Consider the following 19,031-nt stretch of genomic DNA (forward strand, 5'->3'; position numbering starts at 1 on the left):
ACGGCCCCGTTACATTTCCGTTGCACGGTGCTTTCTGAAGCCTTCTTGTGCAAAGGACGGCTTGCGAGAACTGTCCGTATGACGGCGTTATTTCTTGGCCTCCAGGAAATATTGCTGCGATTTGAGCAGGTTGCGCGACTGGAGCATCATCGTCTTCGTCTCGTTGAGGATCGTGAGGTAGAGCACTCCGGCGCGGGTACTGCCCGACGGGGAGTCGTTGATGCGCCGCAGCTGGCTCTTGATCGCCTCCACGATCGTGTCGAAGAGCTTGTCGCGCAATTCGAGCACCAGGTCGAGTTCCGAGAAATCCTTCGTCGCCAGCATGGCGTTGATCTTGTCGAAGATCGCCTCCACCTGGTCGTTCACGCGCATCAGGTCAACGATCTGCTCCTTCGACATGCCTTCGTGGTTGTTGTCGATGTGTTCGAATGCCGGGCGCGTGATGTGGATCAGGGCTTTGGTCACCTCCGAGAGGTAGTCCGTGACCTGCACGTAGAAGTGCCCCGTGTCGATGTCGCACTGCTGCAGGCGGCGCAGCGTGGGCATGACGTTGTATTTGCGGGTGCGGGCCTCCTCGAAGAGGCGGTTCGAGTCGCGGACCATCTCTTTGAGCACCTTGCGGTTCTCCTTGAAGACGGCGACCAGCGTGCGGTTGTAGATGCGCGTGACCTCCTGCATCGTCGTGCAGACCTCGCCGATGCAGGCGCACAGCACCTCGTCGGGGGTTTCGGCCGTTTCGAGCGGCAGCAGGGCCTTCTCGGCCTCCTCCTTCAGTTGGGGCGTCTTGAGGTGGCTGCGGACGAGCAGCCAGGCGCAGAGCGCCGTGAGGGCGGCCACGGCGATCCATCCGCCCCACAGCAGCAGGGCCGTCACGGCCAGCGCGATGAGGAATCCGCCCAGCGCCGTGATGAACCATCCCGAGATGACGGCCATCACGCCCGTGATGCGGTAGACGGCGCTTTCACGGCCCCACGAGCGGTCGGCGAGCGACGAACCCATAGCCACCATGAAGACCACGTAGGTCGTCGACAGCGGGAGTTTGTAGGAGGTGGCGATGGCGATCAGGATCGACGCGGCGGTGAGGTTCACCACGGCGCGGACCATGTCGTAGGGGGCCGACGAGCGCTCCTCGGCGGGGAGCGGTTCGAAGCGCCGGTCGATGGCCTTCTGCACCCGTGCCGGAATCAATCCCGTCCACATCGTGTTCATCACCAGCGTCGCGCGCACCAGGCTGCGCGAGATGAGGGTCGAGCCGAAGCGCTCGTCGCCCTCGTGCTGCGAGGCCAGCGACAGTTCGGTTTCGGTGACGTGCTGCGATTTTTTCGAAAAGAAGAGCGTCAGCACCATGATGATGCCCGAAATGCCCAGCAGCAGGAAGTTCGCTCGGGCGGGAGCTTCGAGCGCCCCCATCATCATCGTTTCGCTGCCCGCTTCCCCGGCGATGCGCCAGGCGTCGTACCCGGCCAGCGGCACGCCGATGAAGTTCACCAGGTCGTTGCCCGCGAAGGCCAGTGCCAGCGAGAAGGTTCCCGACAGGATCGTGATGCGCATGATGTTGAGCCGCATGCGCTGGAAAATGTAGAGGAGGAGCGACGCCGCGGCCCAGAATGCGAGGAGCGTCACGAGGACGTGGTCGCCGACGTACGCCGAAACGGAGGTCGGAATCAGTCCCGAGCTTTTCAGCCCCTTGAACAGCGCGAAGTAGAGGATTCCGGCCAGCGAGATGCCGCACCAGACGGCTCCCCAGCGGCGGAAGACGGCGGCGTAGCGGAACGAGAAGACGAGGCGCGAGATGTACATGAAAAGCGTCCCGGCCACGAAGGCCAGCGCCACCGACAACAGGATCGCCGCGATGATGACCATGGCTTTGCCCGTGTTGATGAACTGCGAGAGGTCCTGCAAAGAGGTTCCCGGGTCGCCGGCGATGCGGAACAGGGCTGCGGCGACGGCGGCGCCCAGCAGGCCGAAGACCATCGACACGGTGGTCGAGGTGGGCAGCCCCAGCGTGTTGTAGAGGTCCAGCAGCAGCACGTTGCCCAGCATCATGCCCAGAAACAGCATCATGATCTCCTGAAAGGAGAACTGTCCGGGGTAGAAGACGCCGCTGCGGGCCACCTCCATCATACCGCTCGACGTGAGCGTGCCGATGAGGATGCCGGCGGCTGCGACCCAGAGGATCACGCGGCGCGGGGCGACTTTCGAGCCGAGGGCCGAGTTGAGGAAGTTGACGGCGTCGTTGGCGACGCCCACGACGATGCCCATCACGGCCAGCAGGGCCAGGATGACGACGATTGCGGTGAATAGCGGGGACATAATTCGTATTGGTTTTTTACCGGTACAAAGTTCAGAAACGGATGTTACAAAACCGTTACGGCGTTGTTGCACCGGGGTGAAAATAACGGGAGGATCCCCTTCCGTTCCGGGCCGTCGCCCGGGACTAGCTGTGTTTCTTTAAGGTGAAGACGAACTCCAGCCCGCCGCGTTCGCGTTCGCGGGCCGTGATCGTGCCGCCGTGAATCATGACGGCGTTTTTGACGATCGCCAGCCCCAGCCCCGTGCCGCCCTGCTTGCGCGAGCGGCCCTTGTCGATACGGTAGAAGCGTTCGAAGATGTGCGGCAGGTGCTCCTCGCCGATGCCGATGCCGTTGTCGGCGAACGAGATCGTGCACTCTTCGGGGGTGTCGGAAAGCAGCCGGATGAAGATGTCGCGTCCGCCGGAATAGGCCGAGGCGTTGTCCGCGAGGTTGCGGAATATCGACGCCAGCAGCGACGGGCTGCCGACGATTTCGACCTGCTGCGGGAAGTCGATGTTCACCCGCAGCCGCTGGTCGGCGGGTTTCAGCTCCATGTCGGCCGTGACCTCGGCGATCAGGTCGTTCAGCACGACGCGCTCCTTCTGGATCAGCTGGCTGGCTTCGTCTATGCGCGTGATGGTCGAGATGTCGGCCAGCAGGCGGCGCAGGCGCTCGGTCTGTGCGATGCTTTTTTCCAGGAAGTCCGTGCGTCTTTGCGCGTCGAGCGACGGGTTGGCCAGCAGTGTTTCCAGATAGCCCTGAATCGCCGCCACGGGGGTCTTCAGCTCGTGGTTGATGTTGTTGGTGAGCTGTTTCTTGATGCGTATCTTCTCCTGCTCCTCGTGCAACGCGAGGGCGTGCTCGCGGTCGCGGTCGGCGGTGGTTTTCTGCAGGCGGGCGTAGAGGCGGATGATGTGGCTCGATATTTCGCCCAGTTCGTCGTGGGGGAATGCCGGGAGGTCGTCGGTCCGTTGGCCCCGCTCGGCCCGTTCGGCGAATTCGTTCAGCCGGGTGATGTTCTGGCCCAGGCGGCGTGTGGCGAAGTAGCCCGCCACGCTCATCAGCAGCGTCACGCCCAGCATGAACCAGAGAAATTCGCGGTCGGCGGCCAGTATTTCGCCCAGCGGCACGGAGTAGGGCACGGCCGAACGGACGATGTAGTGCTCGCCCCGCATGGCCGAGTAGAAATAGTTGCGGTCGGTGCTTTCGGAGTGGCGGCGGATGGTGTAACCCGTACCGCGGGCCAGCGCCGCGGCGACCTCGGGACGGCCGAGGTGGTTCGCGCCGGGCAGCGTGTCGAGCGAATTGTCGAATACGACGTGTCCCGCCGGGTCGATCAGCGTCACCCGCAGTTCTTCGCAGGGCGCGCCGGGGCGGGAGATGAAGGCGTCGGGCGGCGTGCCTGCCTTCACGGCGTCGAGCATCCGCAGGTTGAAAAGCTGCAACTGCGCGTCGAGCCGCTCGGCCTTGAAGTGCTTTTCGCGCCCGTACTGGAAAAGGATGAAGCACCCCACCAGCGTCCATGAAAAGACGAGCAGCAGCAGGAACAGCCGCCGGTGGTAGGAGAATTTATTCCTCAAAACCGTAGCCATAGCCCAGGCGCGTTACGATGTGGTCTCCGTAGGGGGCGATTTTACGGCGCAGGCGCGTGATGTTCACGTCGACCGTACGGTCGAGAACGATCACCTCGTCGCTCCAGATGCGGCGCAGGATCTCCTCGCGCGAAAAGATCACGCCGCGGTTCGAGAGCAGCAGAGCCAGGATTTCGAACTCTTTCTTGGTGAGTTGCAATTCCTTGCCGTCGAGCGTGCAGACTTTGCGCCGGAGGTCCATCTCCAGTCCTTCGAAGCGGATGCTTTCGGATTCGGTGCGTGCGGCGGACGTGCGGCGCAGCACGCTGCGCACGCGGGCCAGCACTTCGCGGACCGAAAAGGGTTTGGCGATGTAGTCGTCGGCTCCGATGTTCAGTCCGGCCACCGTGTCGTCCTCGGAGTCCTTCGCGGTGCAGAAGATCACGGGAACCCCGGCCGTTTCGGGATCGGCTTTCAGGAGCTGCGCCATTCTGAAGCCGCTCATGTCGCCCATCATGACGTCCAGCAGGATCAGCGAATAGCGTTCGGGATGCATCCGGAGAGCCTGCTCGGCGCTGTAAGCCACGTCGGCCTCGTAGCCCTCGACTTCGAGGTTGAATTGCAGGATTTCGCACAGCGACTCTTCGTCGTCGACCACCAGGATTTTGTGTTTTGCCATACATGCGGGTTTGGGTCCGCGGCAAATTTACGTAACATTCACCGATGTTACGTGTCCCCGGCATGACATTTAACCGAAATGTAATATTTTCTCATGCTCTTTGCGGCCGAAAGGCGCGAGGAGCCTTTTCCGGATGTCTGCGAAAACCCGAAAGGCCCCCGGCGACCGGGAGCCTTTCGTTTCGGGTGATGCGGAAAAAACTATCTACCCAGCACCTCCATCTGCTGGCGGATCGACTCCTCGTGGATGGCCTGCAGGACGGTGCGCATGAACTCGCGGTCCATGCCCATCTGCTCGGCCTGTCCGGCGCGGCGTGCCAGCAGCTCCTCGTAACGCTGTGTTTGCAGTACGGGCATGTTGTGCTCCTTTTTGTACTGCCCGATGTCGCGCGAGACGCGCATGCGGCGCGAGAGCAGTTCGAGCAGCTGGTCGTCGAGTTTGTCGATCTGCGAACGCAGCTCGGTGAGGCTCTCGGTGGTGATCGACTCGTCGCGGATCACCAGGTTGCGGATGATGTAGGCCAGCGCTTCGGGCGTCACCTGCTGGGCCTTGTCGCTCCAGGCGCAGTCGGGCGAGCAGTGGGCTTCGATGATCAGCCCGTCGAACCCGAGGTCCATGGCCTGCTGCGACAGGGGGGCGATCAGCTCGCGCTTGCCTCCGATGTGGCTCGGATCGCAGAAGATCGGCAGGCGGGGCAGGCGTCGGTGCAGCTCGATGGGGATGGCCCACATCGGGTGGTTGCGGTAGAGGCTCTTGTCGATCGACGTGAATCCGCGGTGGATGGCCCCGATACGGCGGATGCCGGCGTTGTAGATGCGCTCGATGGCGCCGATCCACAGTTCGAGGTCGGGGCTGACGGGGTTTTTCACCAGCACCGGGACGTCCGCCCCGCGCAGGGCGTCGGCGATCTCCTGCATGGCGAAGGGGTTGGCCGCCGTGCGTGCGCCGATCCACAGCAGGTCGACGCCGCCTTTCAGCGCCGCGGCGACGTGTTCGCGGGTGGCCACTTCGGTCGAGGTGTACATGCCCGTTTCGCGCTTCACGCGCTGGAGCCAGGGGATGCCCGTCTCTCCGACACCTTCGAAGCCGCCGGGTTTGGTGCGGGGTTTCCAGAGTCCGGCGCGGCAGATGCGGATGCCTTCGGCAGCCAGCGAGCGGGCCGTGTCGAGGACCTGTTCTTCGGTTTCGGCGCTGCACGGGCCTGCGATTACCAGGGGGCGCCGGGGATCGATTCCCGGGAGTGTGATGGGTTGAATGTCGTTCATGATTGCGTTATTTTTTGTTTTTTTAGTGTCTTTTCTTTTTCCTGCTGTTTGCGGCCCGGGGCGTCAGATCGCGGGGTTGGGGCATTCGGCGTATTCTCCGAGGATGCGGAAGTCGCTGGTGAGGGGCCGTGCGGCGTCGATGGCCTGCCGGTAACGCACCCGATCGTCGAACGTCACGTCGACGTAGAAGCGGTATTCCCACTCGCGTCCGATGATGGGCAGCGACTGTATTTTGGTGAGGTTGATGTCGTAGAACGAGAGGACGGTGAGCACTTTGGAGAGGCTTCCCTGGGTGTGCGAAAGGGTGAAGAGCAGCGAGGCTTTGTCGGTGTGGGCCGGATCGGCGAATTCCGCGGCGCGGCGTTCGTCGGCGAGCAGGAGGAAGCGTGTGAAGTTGTGCTTGTTGGTTTCGATGCCCCGCCGGAGGATTTCGAGTCCGTAGAGGCGGGCGGCGTCGGCGCCGCAGATGGCCGCCGTGCCTGCGAGGCGTCCTTCGGCGATTTCGCGCGCGCTGCCTGCGGTGTCGTCCCTCTCGACGATCTTCATGCCGGGGCGGGTTTTCAGGAAATCGCCGCACTGCATCAGGGCGATCGGGTGCGAGCGGACTTCCGAGATGTCGTCGGGCGTCTGCCCGGGGAGAGCCGCCAGGACGTGCGAGATGCGGAGTTTCTGTTCGCCGATGATCCGGGCGTGGCTCTGCTGCAGGAGTTCGTGGTTGGGCAGCAGGCTGCCGGCGATGGTGTTTTCGATGGCCGCGATGCCCAGCAGCGCCGGATCGGCGGCCATACGGGCGAACAACTCGTCGAAACTCAGGCAGGGCAGCACCTCTATTTCCCGGTCTGCGAAGTAGCCGCGCGCCGCCGTTTCGTGATAGCATCCCGCGATGCCCTGTATTGCGATCTGTTCCATAATGGTTTGAAAAAGAAAATCCCGCTCAACCGAGCGGGATTTTCGTGTCATATTAATCTATACTATCTGTATACAGTTAATTGCATGCGATCCCGCTTTTTCCCTTGCTATAAAAGAAAAAGTAATAAAAATAGTATGCAAAACCGTATGCTCTCATCATTCGATAGCTTTTATCGTCGGCAAATGTAGCGAAATAATCCGTAAAACCAAACGTCCGCCGCATTTTTTTGCGAAAAAATCAGCCCTTGCGGTGCCGGAACCGCTTGCGCAGCTGTTTGCGGCGGCCGAATGCCAGCCGGAAAAAGGTTCCTCGCAGCAGTGTGTCGTCGACATTCCATCCGCGCGTTTCGGCGTAGCGGTCGAGGATGTAGAGGAACGCCACGGCGGGGCAGGACAACCGCCGGAGGTTGATCATGCAGGCGCGCGACGATAGTGGCCTATCGTCGAAATGCATGCGGTTGATGTCGATCAGCTGGAAGCGGTAGGCGCCGGCGGGGGTGCGGTTCCAGAGGATGTTGCCGTGGTTGAAGTCCCGGTGCTCGATGCCTTTCTCGTGGAGCTGCACGGCGAAGCGGGCGAAGGCCTCCAGCACGGGCAGGGTTCCCGCCGCGGGGAAGTGTGCGGTGGTCTGCGATAGCGGGGTGTAGTCGGAGCACCGCGAGACGTAGTAGCTGTCGCAGAGCAGCCCGTGGCGGCGGTATTCGCTCCATGCGACGGGTTCGGGCGAGTCGACGTCCAGCGCCCGGAGCCGCACGGCGTGTTCGTACGAGCGGCGGGCCTTGCTCCGGCGGAAGAAGGTGTAGATGACGGCCCGCAGCAGATTCGGGCGCTTGAACCGCTTGACGGCCAGCCGTTCGCCCTCCACCTCGAAGGCTTTGATCGTGTTGCGCCCCGTGTGCAGGACCTCGCCTTCCCGGTCGAAGAGTTCGGGCAGGCGTTGGGTGAAATCCCGCAGGTGTTCCGTGGCTGTATTGACGTGAATGTGCATTGCGATGTTTTTTCCGCAGCAAAGGTACGCACCCGCGGCGCATGGCGTTAGTCCTGTTTGATTGTTAAGTTGTCCTGAAACGGAAAAGAAATGCGAATTTCATCGGGTGGCGTGCGGGAGGCGCGCTTTTTCCCTGCCGTTCGGGCGCGGTTTCCGGGCGGGCCTGAAACGGAATCGTAACGGATGCAAAAAAAGAGCGGAATTTCTTCCGCCCTTTTTCCCGGTTTATCTCATCCGGATGTGAAACGCCTTGGGGCGTGTCATCGTCTCCGCGGAGGTGCGGCCGAACGAGTCGGTGACCTCGATGCGGACGGTCGTCGAAGGCCCCGAGGCGCGGTAACGCCACATGTGGGGGTTGTAGGCCGTCTGGAACGGTTTGGTGCTGCGCGTGTAGGTGATCTTGTGCAGCGGGTCCTTGCCGATGACGCGCACGCCCCGGAGTTCGCGCCCGTTTTCCGTCACGCGGACGGTCCAGTCGGGCTGCCAGCCCCAGATGTTCACGAGGATGTCGTTTTCACCGTAGGCGTCGTTCATTCCGCCGGCGGTCCCTTCGGCCGTGAAGTCGCCCGAGGAGCGGATGCGTTCGTTTTTCAGCACCTCGTTCATGTCGTAGGCCCGGAACTGGCAGCCGTCCTCCAGGCCGATGCCCTTGTAGTGCCAGCGGATGTCGCGTCCGTCGACCTCGAAAACCTCGTAGCCGCCGGGCGAACCGTCGAGGCAGGTGTTGATCGCACAGTCGCCGTGGATCTGCCCGGTCCACCACCATGTGCCGCTCGTCGCCGCGATGTTGTGCTCGCGGAGGTTGCCGTTCAGCAGGCGGAAATTCATGTGCGAGTGGCCCGTGACGAGGTGCACTTCGCGGAAACCCGTAAGGGTGCTTACCAGCTGGTCGGCATCGCGCGTGAAGGCGTATTTCCACGCGACGCCGTTCCCGCTTCGCTGCCACCAGTGCAGCTGGGCGTGCATGACGACCACCAGCGGTGCGCTCCTGTCGGCGACGGTCCCGAGGTCGGCCTTGAGCCACTCCAGCTGGCGCTGGTCGACGCGCACTTCGTAGTCGAGTTTCCCGATCGCCCCCTCCCGGCCCCCGGTGTTGACGTAGACGATGTTGTCCAGCACGACATAATGCACCTCGCCGAGGTTGAACGAATAGTAGGTCGGCCCGATCTCGCGGCGGAAGGCTGCCGAAGCCTCCTGGTCCGAAGCGCACCAGGGGTCGTTGTCGTGGTTGCCCATGGCGTTGAAAACCGGACAGGGGAAGGTGTGGCGCGCGTAGAGGCGGCGGAAATCGGGGAGCATGAAGCCGTGTTTGTGCCAGTACTCGTCCCAGCTCATGTCGCCCATGCAGATCGAGTAGACGGGCGACGAAGCCGCCGCGGCTGTGGCCTTCACGTCGTCGATGAAGCCCCCTTCGGCCGTGAACTGCCCGACGTCGAGCGATTCGCGGTCGGCGAGGTGGTGGTCGGTGGCGGCGATAAGCGTGTGGCGGGTGTTCTCCACGGGTGTCAGCGTGAAGTCGTGCCGTTCGCTCTCCTCCGCGGGCTTTGCCGTGTAGGCGAAGAACTGCGGGATGGCGGTGGCGTCGACGGCGGCCATGTACCCCGAAGGGATCGAGACGAAGACGTAGCCCAGTTCCTTGTCCGAATTGAGCGCATACATTCCCTCCGCGTCGGTCTGCGTGACCCGCACACCGTCGGAAACGACCACACCGGCCAGGGGCGTTCCGTCGTCCAAGGCGATGCGTCCCGTGAGCGATCCCGCGGCGGGGTCCTGCGGCCCTGCGGCCCGGGCCTGGCAGGCCGAGAGGGCCAGCACGGCGAGCGCTGCGGCGTATTTTCTGACGAATGGTATCATTTCCGGTTCGCGTCGAGGGTTTTGCCGCCGCCGGAAGGCGCTTTGACCAGATTGATTTCCTGTATGTTGACGCATTGTTCGCGGATGCCTTCCCGGTAGGTGACGGCTGCGGGGGCCTTGTCTCCGGTGTAGACGGCGTTCATGAACACGCAGTCGGCGACGGGCGATTTGACGTCGATCAGCCGGAGTCCGTCGCCGATGACGTTCATCACGTAGATGTCGTGAATCCGGTGCTTTTCCGAGGGCTTCCCGTAGGCGCGGTTGCCGACCAGGATGACGTACGGGCTGCCGGCGTAGGGCGGCGTGACGGTGGGGTCCGCCGCCGTGATCACGCCGTCGATGTAGACGTGGTGGATGCTCGCGTTGTCGCTGGCGCGCAGGGCGACGCCCGTGTAGTTGGTCTTGACGTTGGTGATGTAGACGTGTTCGATGTCGTCCTCCGGGCCGCTGTGCCGGGTCGAGGTCACCTGGAACGAATCGACGTTGCCGTTGGTGTGGTACTCCGGGCCCATGTCGAGCGCCGAGAGGGCGATGCAGTCGTCGCCGTTGACCGATGTGATGTCGTCGATGCGGAAGTATTTGCATCCTTCGCGCAGATCGATGCCGTCGTTGTTGAACGTGTGCTTCCGTTCCCCGCCGACGTAGCGGTACTGCGGCGTGTAGAGGCGGATGTTCGAAATCTCGGCGTGGTGGACCCGCTCGCAGGTGACCGCCCAGGTGTGGGCGTACTCGATGCGCACGTTCTTCAGTTCGAAGCCTTTCACGTAGGCCATCAGGATCATGAAGTTCCGCCAGTCGGACTTCTGCTTCCGCCCGATCCGGCCCGCGTCGGTTCCGTAACTGCTGCGGTCCTTGTTGTGGTTGGGAGCGGGGTTCAGGCTCAGGTTGCGCAGCCCGTCGCCCGTGGCGCGCGGGTTGGCGGCGCCCTTGAGCACAGCGCTCCCTACGCCGATGATGGCGATGTTTTCGTTCCACGCCGGGTCGGCGATGCCGATACCCACGTTGTCGCTGCGGAACATATTGTCGCGGCAGCTGTCGGAGAGTTGCAGGGTGCAGTTGTCCAGGATGACGGTCATGCCCGACGGCAGCAGGATGGCGCTGTCGATCATCCAGACGGTCGAGCCGTTGGCGTTCAGGCGCGGAATGGTGACCGAATTGGTCGTTCCTTTCGCTGCCTCGACCGCCAGCCGGATGCGCCGGGTGTCGCTTCCCGCAAAGTCATTGGGCGTGACCGGTCCCCGGGCGAAGCCCTCGGCCGCTGCGGCCGTTGCCAGCAGCAGCGCGCAGCAAAGTTTTTTTCGGATACGGATTTTCATAAGGCGTATTATTTCGAAGAGGGGTCGAATACGAAGATGTTCTGGTAGTGGTTCGTATTGTCGGCTGCGATTCCGCGGGCCGTGTAGCCCAGGTAGAGTTTGTCCTTGTAGACCTTGATGCCCTCGGCTTCGAGCGTCCCGAACACCGAGACGCCGATCTCCGTCAGCTTATCCTTGTCCGACACGACGGCCACCTGCGTCCGCTCCTCGACGATGTTGCCCTCGAAGTCGAACACCGTGACGTAGGCGTACGAGCTGCCCGAGTAGAACGACCCGAAGAGGTTGTAGTTCGACTGCCCCTCGGTGTAGTAAAGCCGGTTTTTGTGGACGTCGTAGCCCTGCCAGTCGTAGTAGGTGGCGCCGCTCGCGCCGTATCCCGTCTTGAGGAAGCGCGGCCGGGCGACGGGCGTCAGCGTCGTGAGGTCGTGGCAGCGCACCACCACGCTGACCGGGTTGGTCGAAGCGGGTCTGTCGGTCTGGAAGCCGTCGGTGCAGGTGATCGTTACGTTGGTCATCGGGGCCTTTTTCGCCTCGCTCAGCTTGTAAACGACGAAGCACCGGTAGGACGAATTCTTGCTGTCGCCGTAGTTGATCGTCAGCAGGTCGTTCTCGGCATCGATCGAGGGGTGCAGGTCGGTGTAGTCGCCGATGTAGTAATAGTCGTTGCACTCGCTGGTCTTGACGGTGGCTCCCTTCACGTATTTGACGCGCCCCACCAGCTTTTCGTTCCAGTACTGGCCCTTGGCGTTGCAGACGCCGTAGGCTCCGGCCCACAGGTAGCGGTCTGTGCCGTCCTCTTCGAGAGCGGTGTTCGTCCCGTGGCCGAAGTAGGTGAGTTTCATGTAGTCCTTGTTTTCGGTTTGCACGCCGGTCCCCTTGTTGGGCTGTGCGCGTACCCAGTTCAGCTGCGCCTGGTTCGTGCTGGAGAGCTGCGTGTACCAGACCGAGCCGTCCGAGTCGAGGTTGAAGCCCTGCATCGCGGTGTTGTTCGGCAGGTAGGTGTTCCGGCTGAAGATGTTCGCGGCGCCGAACCGGTCGATACCCGTGGTCGACGACTTGTCGGGACCTTCGGGTTTGCCGGGACCGGGGGTGTCGTCGCCGTCGCCGCCGCAGGCGGTGCAGAGCGCGAGGCCCAGAATCGAAGTGAGCATGAATTTCAACGGTTTCATATCGGTTTGTTTTTTATTGCGGTAAATTCGCTATTGCCGCGATTCAGCGGCAATAGCGAATAAAACCGAATTACAGATTATTTGCGGTTGTCAGTCTTTCGTTACCTTGATGTCGTCGATCCACAGCCGGTAGTGTTTGGTCCCGTACGGGTGGGCGGCGATCACGATGCGGGTCTCCTTGGTGGCTCCGGTGATCTTGATCACGTGCTCCGTGGGATTTACGTAGTCGGTTGTGGGGACTTTGTTGCTGTCCACATGCGTCGTGCACTGCACGGTCACCTGCTTGTCCGTATTGGCCGTGGCTGCCCCTGTCGGTTCGGTCTTGGTCGGGCCTCCGTCGGTGATGGTTCCGGGACCTTCGACCTGGATGTAGTGCTGTTCGTGGTCCTGTCCCCACGAGTGGTACGGCTCGAAGTAGGGCGCCGTGTGGCACGTGACGGTGATGTCGGCCGTCCCTTCGCCGATGCCGGCCAGTTTGGGGGTCTTGATGTAGCCCGAGACGGATGCGGTCGAGAGCAGTACGGCTCCGGTCTGGCAGCGGACCCAGAAACCCTGCCAGCCGGGGTAGTCGGCGTCGGCGTAGTCCGTGCCGTAGGTGTCGCCTTCCCACCAGGAGGCCCACAGTTTGGCCGCTTTGACCGGACCGCGGTTGTCGGTCGCACTGCTCGCGTAATTGAAGAACGAGTCGGTGGAGTTGACGCTGTTTACGATTTTTCCGGTGGCTGCCGGGCAGTTCGGATCGTCGGGATCGATGTTCTGGCCGATCTGGGCGTTGGTGACTTCGACACCGAATGCCTGGTAGATCGGACAGCCTCTGAACCAGAAGTCGTCGAAATCCTTGTAGAGAATGACGTTCGGCGCCAGGTTCTCTTCGGGCGTGGTGAACGAGAACCACGTCTTGTCGGAATCCTCCTTCTTGGGCCCCAGTTCGTGGGCGATGATCCAGAACCAGTAGGTCGTGCCGGGTTTCAGGTTGGCGAAGGCGAAGCGGTTGTGCGCGAAGAACATGCTTGCCGACGGGAGCCAGTCGGTCGTCTTCGAGGTGTAGTTGCGCAGGTTGTCGCCCTCCTCTTCCAGCGCGAGGCCGAAGCTGAACGAACGGGGCGTGCCGTTGTTGAAGTTCGTGCCGGTGCCCTTCTCGTAGTCGCCCCAGTCGAGGACTGCCAGGCGGGGCAGCAGCTTGAACATCGTGACGGTTACTTCGCCGGCCAGTTTGGCGCGGCTCTCGGCTGTGAGGTCGTAGGGGGTCGCGACGGACGAGATCTCCACGTGCAGCTTGACCGTGATCGGGCCTTTCTTGGTCGGGGTTCCGCTCAAGGCGAGGGGAATCGCGCCGTCGCCCAGCTCCATTTCGTATCCCGAGAGCGATTCGATGGCGATGCCTTCGGCGCCGGCGCCTTCGAGCGACGCCGTGACGTCGGCTTTGTAGCCCGGCTTCGATTTGCGGTAGGGGATTTTCACCTGCTTGTCGGTGATCTGCTCGTAGAGGTCGAAACTGGAGGCGACCGTGGGAGTTCCGAGCGAGAAGAATCCGTCCTCCTGCGTAATCCGGATGACCAGTTCTTTCAGCCCGTCGGAGAGCGTGACGCTGCCGGTACGCTCCGCGCCGTCGTTCTGCTCGACGGTGATGTTCACCGGCTGCTCTTTCGGCGCGCCGTTCCCCTCCGCGGGCGAACAGCTGATCCACGTGTCATTGGGCGTGATTTTCCAGGCCCCGTTGGTCAGGACGAGCAGCTCCTCCGTCGAATTGAGGTACGGGAACGAGAGCGCATCGTGGCTCCGCTGCAGGAAGACGGTTTCGTCGTCCTTGCAGGATGTGCCGAGGGCGACCGACGCCAGGCACAAAAACGAAATTATAGCGTGTATTTTCATAAAATCGGATTTTTGATCGTTTCGGGTAAGCGGGTTAGTCGTCCCAGCCCGGGTTCTGCGGCCGCAGGTTGGGGTTGATGTCGATCGCATTCTTCGGAACGGGGTAGAGGTACTTGTAGTCGGCCCATTCCCGGTCGAGGATGTAGACCAGGCAGTTGTCCTTGTTCACGCCGTAGGTCGTGACATTGTCGCCCTCTTCGGCGGTCACCTCCACGTACGAGACCCCGGCCTGGTTGCTGCCCGATTTGGGATGGCTCTTCGAGTAGAAGCAGAGGTCGTTCTTCCCGTCGCCGTTCATGTCGAACGGTTTGCCCAGTTCGGGGATGTAGATGCCGGCCAGCTCGACGGTCAGTTTGTGGCCCATCCGCCACCGCATCAGGTCGTTGCGCCGAGTGTTCTCCATGTACAGCTCGATGCTCCGCTCGCGGCGGCATTCGAGTATCCACTTGTCGGTCACCCCGTCGTAGTAGCTCGCCAGATAGGGGTCGGCCGTGGCGGGCATCGCGCCGTTCACGCCCGAACGCTCGCGCAGCGGGCGGATCGTCTTGTCCCACACCGTCTGGTCCATCTCGCCCAGTTCGGCCTTGGCCTCGGCCTCGTTCAGCAGGATTTCGGCGTAGCGGAACACCGGGAGCGAGTTGGCGCTGGAAGTGTTGCTCTCGTTGGCATCGTCGTCGGTGTTCCACTTGATGATGCGGTAGTAGGTCAGCTGCGTGGTCAGGCCCGGGAAGACCTTCGCGAATTCGTTGGTCTCTTTTCCGGCGACTTTTTTCACGTAGTAGGGCGTGATGAAGGTCTGGCGCAGGCGGTAGTCGCGGCCGGCGAACTCGTCCTTGAACTGCGTCTTGTTGTATCCGTCCTTGTCGGTGAAGCGCGTCCCGTCGAGGTTCAGGTACATGTTGACGAATGCCTTGGGTCCCGAGTTGCGGTTTCCGGCGCTGCCCGAAGCGTAGTACCACGAGGCGTCGTGAAAGCGGTTGAGCGTCGTGTTGAACTCGTTGGCCAGGATCACTTCGGTATACTGCGGTTCCTCGCTCTTGAAGACCTTGCTGTAATTGGTCGTCTCCTCGCCGGCCGTCGAGACCAGCGAATAGGGGCTGTCGCCCATCAGTTCCTCCGAGGCGGCGACGCATGCGCGGAGCCATTTCTCGCTGCCGTCCAGCCCGTGGTACTTCCGCCAGGTTCCCTCGTAGAGGCAGATGCGCGATTTCAGGGCCAGCGCCACATAGCGGTTGATGACGTTGGTGTTGACGTATTTGCTGGCCTTGGAGCACCAGGTGGCGGCGAAGTCGAGGTCTTCGAGGACCTTCTGCATGACGTAGTCGCGCGGGTCGCGGCCCTTGTAGAGCTGTTCGTCGTCGTCGGGATCGATCGGCTCGTCGTACCAGGGCACGTCGCCGAAGGTCTTGACCTTGTCCCAGTAGAACCACGCGCGCCAGAAGCGGCCGACGCCCTCGTAGTGCTTCATCGTCGCGTCGTCCACATAGGGCGCCGCGTCCTTCATATGTTTGAGGTAATAGTTGACGTTGTAGAGCGGGCGCCAGTTGCCCCGCGCCCAGTTGTTGGCCTGCTGGGCGCTGTAACCGCCCGTCTTGAGGAATCCTTCGGTCTGGGTCGTCACGCAGATGTCGCTGTACTGGTCGCCGCGCGTGAGCGTGGCGGCAGAGGGCATGTGGCCTTCGAGGAAGCCGATCGCATAGGTTTCCAGTGCCGTTTCCGAATTGAAAAAGGTGTCGGTGGTCGTCGAATAGACAGGAGCCTCGTCGAAGAAATTCTGGCAGGAAACCGCGAGGGACAAGCCGGCTATTATCGCTATTTTATTCAGTGTGGGTTTCATGGGATTGCGTGTTAGAAGTTGATGTTCAGTCCGATGGTTACGCTTCGGGTCATCGGGTATCCGTAGCCCTGGCCGTCGGTGCCGGTCTTCGATGAGAAGTCGGCGTCGCCCGCCGTGATCATTTCGGGGTCGTAGTTCTTGGCGTACTTTTTCAGCGGCGACCAGAAGAACAGGTTCTCGCCCGAGACGTAGATCCGCAGTTTTTCGATGTGGGCCTTACGGGTGATCTGCTGGGGCAGGGTGTAGCCCAGCGAGATGTTTTTCAGGCGGCAGTAGCGGGCTTTCTGGAGGTAGCGGTCGTTGGCCGCGCGCAGCGTGCCGCGTCCGCTGGCAGCCAGCGATCCGCGCAGACGCGGCCAGTAGGCGTTGGGATTGTCCTCCGACCAGCGGCTTTCGTTCTGCCACGGCAGGCTGTAACCGTAGGCGCGGTTGTACTGTCCCCAGAAGAGTCCCGACTCGCCGGCGGGATACCAGTCGCGTTTGCCGACGCCCTGGAAGAAGACCGCGAAGTCGATGCCGTTCCAGTTTGCGCTGAAGTTGATGCCGTAGTGGTAGCGCGGCGAGGAGTTGCCGATCTTGCGCAGGTCGCCGTGGTCGTCGAGGCGGTTGCTGCCGTTGTCGACCACGCCGCTCTCGTCCAGGTCGGCGAACCGCAGGTCGCCGGCGTTCCACGACTTGTTGTCGCCGCTCCAGAAGGTTTTCTCCTGCGCCTTGAGACCCCACTCCTGCGCCTCCTCGTCGGTAGCGAAAAGCCCTACGACGTGGTAACCCCAGATCTCACCCAGTTCCATGCCTTCGTAGTAGGCGTTGGCGTAGAGCGTGGGCAGGGTGTTCGACTTGCTGGTGTATTTGGTGATGATCGACTTGCTGTCCCAGAGCGAGAGACGCACGCTGTAGTTGAAGGGTTTGTTCGCTACGCGGAAACTGTCGGTCCAGCCCAGCGAAACCTCGAAACCGCGGGTGCGCATGTCGGCGTTGTTGCCGTAGGGCGCCGAATAGCCCGTCACGGCCGGCAGCTCGGCTCCGGTGACGAACATGTCGGTCGTCTCCTTCTGGTAGATGTCCCCCACGAAGCTCAGGCGGTTGTTCAGCAGGTTGACGTCCAGTCCGAGGTTGGTCGTCGAGGAGGTCTCCCACGTGAGGTTGGCCGGCAGCACGGACGAGGGCGCCGAGGTGTAGGTGCGCTGGCTGCCGTCGACGATCACACCGGCCTTGTTGAAGCTCAAAAGTTCCATGTACTTGTAGGGCGATACGTTGCCGTTGCCGGCCTTGCCGATCGAGAAGCGCCATTTGATGTTGTTGATCCAGGAGATGTCCTTCATGAACTTCTCCTCCGACATCCGCCAGCCCACGGAGGCCGACGGGAAGAAGCCCCAGCGTTCGTTGCTCGGGAACTTCGAGCTGCCGTCGTAGCGGCCGCTCAATTCCGCGAGGTATTTGCCCTTGTAGGCGTAGCTGGCGCGGTAGAAGATGCCGACGAAGCCCCAGTCGTAGCTGTTGGCGTCCTGCAGGACGTAGTCGATGCCGTTCATCAGCGAATAGTTGGGCTTGCCGTCCACGATGAATCCGTCGCGGCCCATGCGGGTGTTGCGCCCCCGTTTGTGTTCGATGTTCCATCCGGCCATGACGTTGAGCGAGTGGTCCTCGGGCAGCCGCGGGGTGAACGAGAGGTTGGCGTTGCCGCTGTGGTACTCGGTCTGGGTCTCGGTGGTGCGCATCGAACTGCTCGCCGGATAGGAGACCTGGATTTCCGGACCGTTGGAGTAGGTGACCTGCGAGATCACGTCGTTCTGGCGCGAGTGGTTGAACAGGTAGGAGTAGTCGGCTTTGGCCACCAGCACGTCCTTGATCAGGTCGATGGTCACGACGGTCGTGTTCTTCATGTCGAACTTGAGGTTGTCGCGATAGGTGTTTCCTTCGGCCATGTGGGCGTAGCTCGTGTAGACGGCCGCCGCGGTCCATGTGCCGTCGGGGTTGGTGACCTGGGTGATCGGGAAGCCCTGGTGTTCGAGGTTGCGGCGCACGGTAAGCGTGCGGATGGAGGTCTGGGGCTGGTGGTAGTTGCGGCGCACGAAGTCGGTGTTGTTCTCCACGGTCAGCCATTTGGTGACGTTGACCGTGCCTTTGGCGCGTGCGTTCAGCTGGCGGAACTTCTCGTCGCCGACGCGGTAGATGCCGTCCTGTTCGTAATAGCGCGCCGAGGCGATGAAGCTGGAGGTCTTGCCGCCGCCGGAGATCCGGATGTTGTGCTGGTGGGCCGTGGTCGATTTCTTGTAGAAGAGGTCGTACCAGTCGGTGTTGCGTCCGTAATACTGGTATTTGCCGCTGGCGTCGAGTCCCCATTCCAGATAGCTCTGGTCGGGGTCGTTCATGCGTTTTTTGTACTCGTCCTCCCAGCTCTGCGTCCAGGGGAAGAAGTTGTTGATGCCCGTCGGCAGGTGGTGTGAGTAACCCACGTAGGCGGTCATGTAGTTGTCGTACCAGGTCTGGCTGTCGGTCTCGTATTTCGGACGGACGGTTTCGCTGATGATCGAGACGCTGCCGCTGTAATCGACCGAAATCTTGTCCTTGCGGGCGCTTTTCGTCGTCACCAGCACCACGCCGAATGCGCCCCGGGCGCCGTATACGGCCGTCGAGGAGGCGTCCTTGAGCACCGAGATGCTCTCCACGTCCTCGGGGTTCATCGCCGTCAGGTCGCCCTCGACGCCGTCGATCAGACAGAGTGCCGATCCGCCCGCACCGATCGACTGCGTGTTCGCGCGGATGTTGATTGACGCCGAACGGCTCGGCTTGCCGTCGGCCATCGTGATGTTCACGCCCGGAATCTGGCCCTGGATCGACCGGAGCAGGTAGGCGTTGGGGCGGTTTTCGAGCACCTCGCCCGAAATGTTCTCCACGGCTCCGACGATGTTGCGCCGCCGCTGGGTTCCGTAGCCCACGACGACGACCTCGTCCATCAGGTTCTGGTCTTCGGCCAGGACGACCTCCAGGCGGGTGCGGGTTCCGACTTTGACGCGCTGGCTCTTGTAGCCCAGGTAGGAGACGGCCAGCATGTCGTCGGGCTTGGCCTGAAGCGTAAAGGCTCCCTGCGCATCGGTCGAAGTGCCCTGCGTAGTGCCCTCGATGAGAATGGTGACGCCTGTCAGCGGCTCACCCTGTTGGGATTTCACGGTTCCGGACACGGCCTTGCTTTGGGCGAAGACCTGTCCCGTCGCCAGCATCAGGAGGATGAGAATTCCCCCCCCCCCGCGATTTTCCGGCGGATTACGGATCGGTA

General features: G+C 62.1%; 12 protein-coding genes. All 12 read right to left on the reverse strand.

What is annotated here, in order from left to right; translation table 11 throughout:
* Window positions 1-87: 87 nt before the first annotated feature.
* On the reverse strand, window positions 88-2,313 hold the full coding sequence (locus tag ACGHP5_RS08740) for an inorganic phosphate transporter (protein WP_390566255.1): 2,226 nt from the start codon (window positions 2,311-2,313) through the stop codon (window positions 88-90).
* A 124-nt stretch (window positions 2,314-2,437) separates the two neighbouring features.
* Complete coding sequence (locus ACGHP5_RS08745; protein WP_390566257.1) at window positions 2,438-3,886, reverse strand: sensor histidine kinase; 1,449 nt, start codon at window positions 3,884-3,886, stop codon at window positions 2,438-2,440.
* Window positions 3,864-4,544, reverse strand: a complete 681-nt coding sequence (locus ACGHP5_RS08750; RefSeq protein ID WP_295903877.1) for a response regulator transcription factor — start codon at window positions 4,542-4,544, stop codon at window positions 3,864-3,866. Before ACGHP5_RS08750 ends, ACGHP5_RS08745 begins: the two co-directional genes overlap by 23 nt.
* A gap of 200 nt (window positions 4,545-4,744) precedes the next feature.
* Window positions 4,745-5,809 carry a bifunctional 3-deoxy-7-phosphoheptulonate synthase/chorismate mutase type II gene (locus tag ACGHP5_RS08755; RefSeq protein WP_290532700.1) on the reverse strand — a complete coding sequence of 355 codons (1,065 nt, stop codon included), beginning with the start codon at window positions 5,807-5,809 and terminating at the stop codon, window positions 4,745-4,747.
* A 63-nt stretch (window positions 5,810-5,872) separates the two neighbouring features.
* Window positions 5,873-6,718, reverse strand: a complete 846-nt coding sequence (locus tag ACGHP5_RS08760; protein WP_290532701.1) for a prephenate dehydratase — start codon at window positions 6,716-6,718, stop codon at window positions 5,873-5,875.
* Window positions 6,719-6,956: 238 nt separating this feature from the next.
* The gene (locus ACGHP5_RS08765) at window positions 6,957-7,706 is read right to left on the reverse strand and encodes a lipopolysaccharide kinase InaA family protein (protein WP_390566260.1); all 750 of its coding nucleotides are present in this window, start codon (window positions 7,704-7,706) and stop codon (window positions 6,957-6,959) included.
* Between the two features lie 225 nt (window positions 7,707-7,931).
* Window positions 7,932-9,560 carry a calcineurin-like phosphoesterase C-terminal domain-containing protein gene (locus ACGHP5_RS08770; protein WP_390566261.1) on the reverse strand — a complete coding sequence of 543 codons (1,629 nt, stop codon included), beginning with the start codon at window positions 9,558-9,560 and terminating at the stop codon, window positions 7,932-7,934.
* Window positions 9,557-10,876: a glycosyl hydrolase family 28 protein gene (locus ACGHP5_RS08775; RefSeq protein ID WP_337756956.1), complete on the reverse strand. Its 1,320-nt coding sequence runs from the start codon at window positions 10,874-10,876 to the stop codon at window positions 9,557-9,559. Before ACGHP5_RS08775 ends, ACGHP5_RS08770 begins: the two co-directional genes overlap by 4 nt.
* Window positions 10,877-10,884: 8 nt before the next feature.
* The gene (locus ACGHP5_RS08780) at window positions 10,885-12,045 is read right to left on the reverse strand and encodes a hypothetical protein (protein ID WP_390566262.1); all 1,161 of its coding nucleotides are present in this window, start codon (window positions 12,043-12,045) and stop codon (window positions 10,885-10,887) included.
* Between the two features lie 90 nt (window positions 12,046-12,135).
* The gene (locus ACGHP5_RS08785) at window positions 12,136-13,917 is read right to left on the reverse strand and encodes a BACON domain-containing protein (RefSeq protein WP_390566264.1); all 1,782 of its coding nucleotides are present in this window, start codon (window positions 13,915-13,917) and stop codon (window positions 12,136-12,138) included.
* Window positions 13,918-13,951: 34 nt separating this feature from the next.
* Window positions 13,952-15,754: a RagB/SusD family nutrient uptake outer membrane protein gene (locus ACGHP5_RS08790; RefSeq protein ID WP_390566266.1), complete on the reverse strand. Its 1,803-nt coding sequence runs from the start codon at window positions 15,752-15,754 to the stop codon at window positions 13,952-13,954.
* 11 nt (window positions 15,755-15,765) lie between these two features.
* Window positions 15,766-18,975 carry a SusC/RagA family TonB-linked outer membrane protein gene (locus ACGHP5_RS08795; protein WP_390566268.1) on the reverse strand — a complete coding sequence of 1,070 codons (3,210 nt, stop codon included), beginning with the start codon at window positions 18,973-18,975 and terminating at the stop codon, window positions 15,766-15,768.
* Window positions 18,976-19,031: the final 56 nt, after the last annotated feature.

This window comes from Alistipes sp. i18-0019-D1, from assembly GCF_042852885.1.
Classification (GTDB): domain Bacteria; phylum Bacteroidota; class Bacteroidia; order Bacteroidales; family Rikenellaceae; genus Alistipes.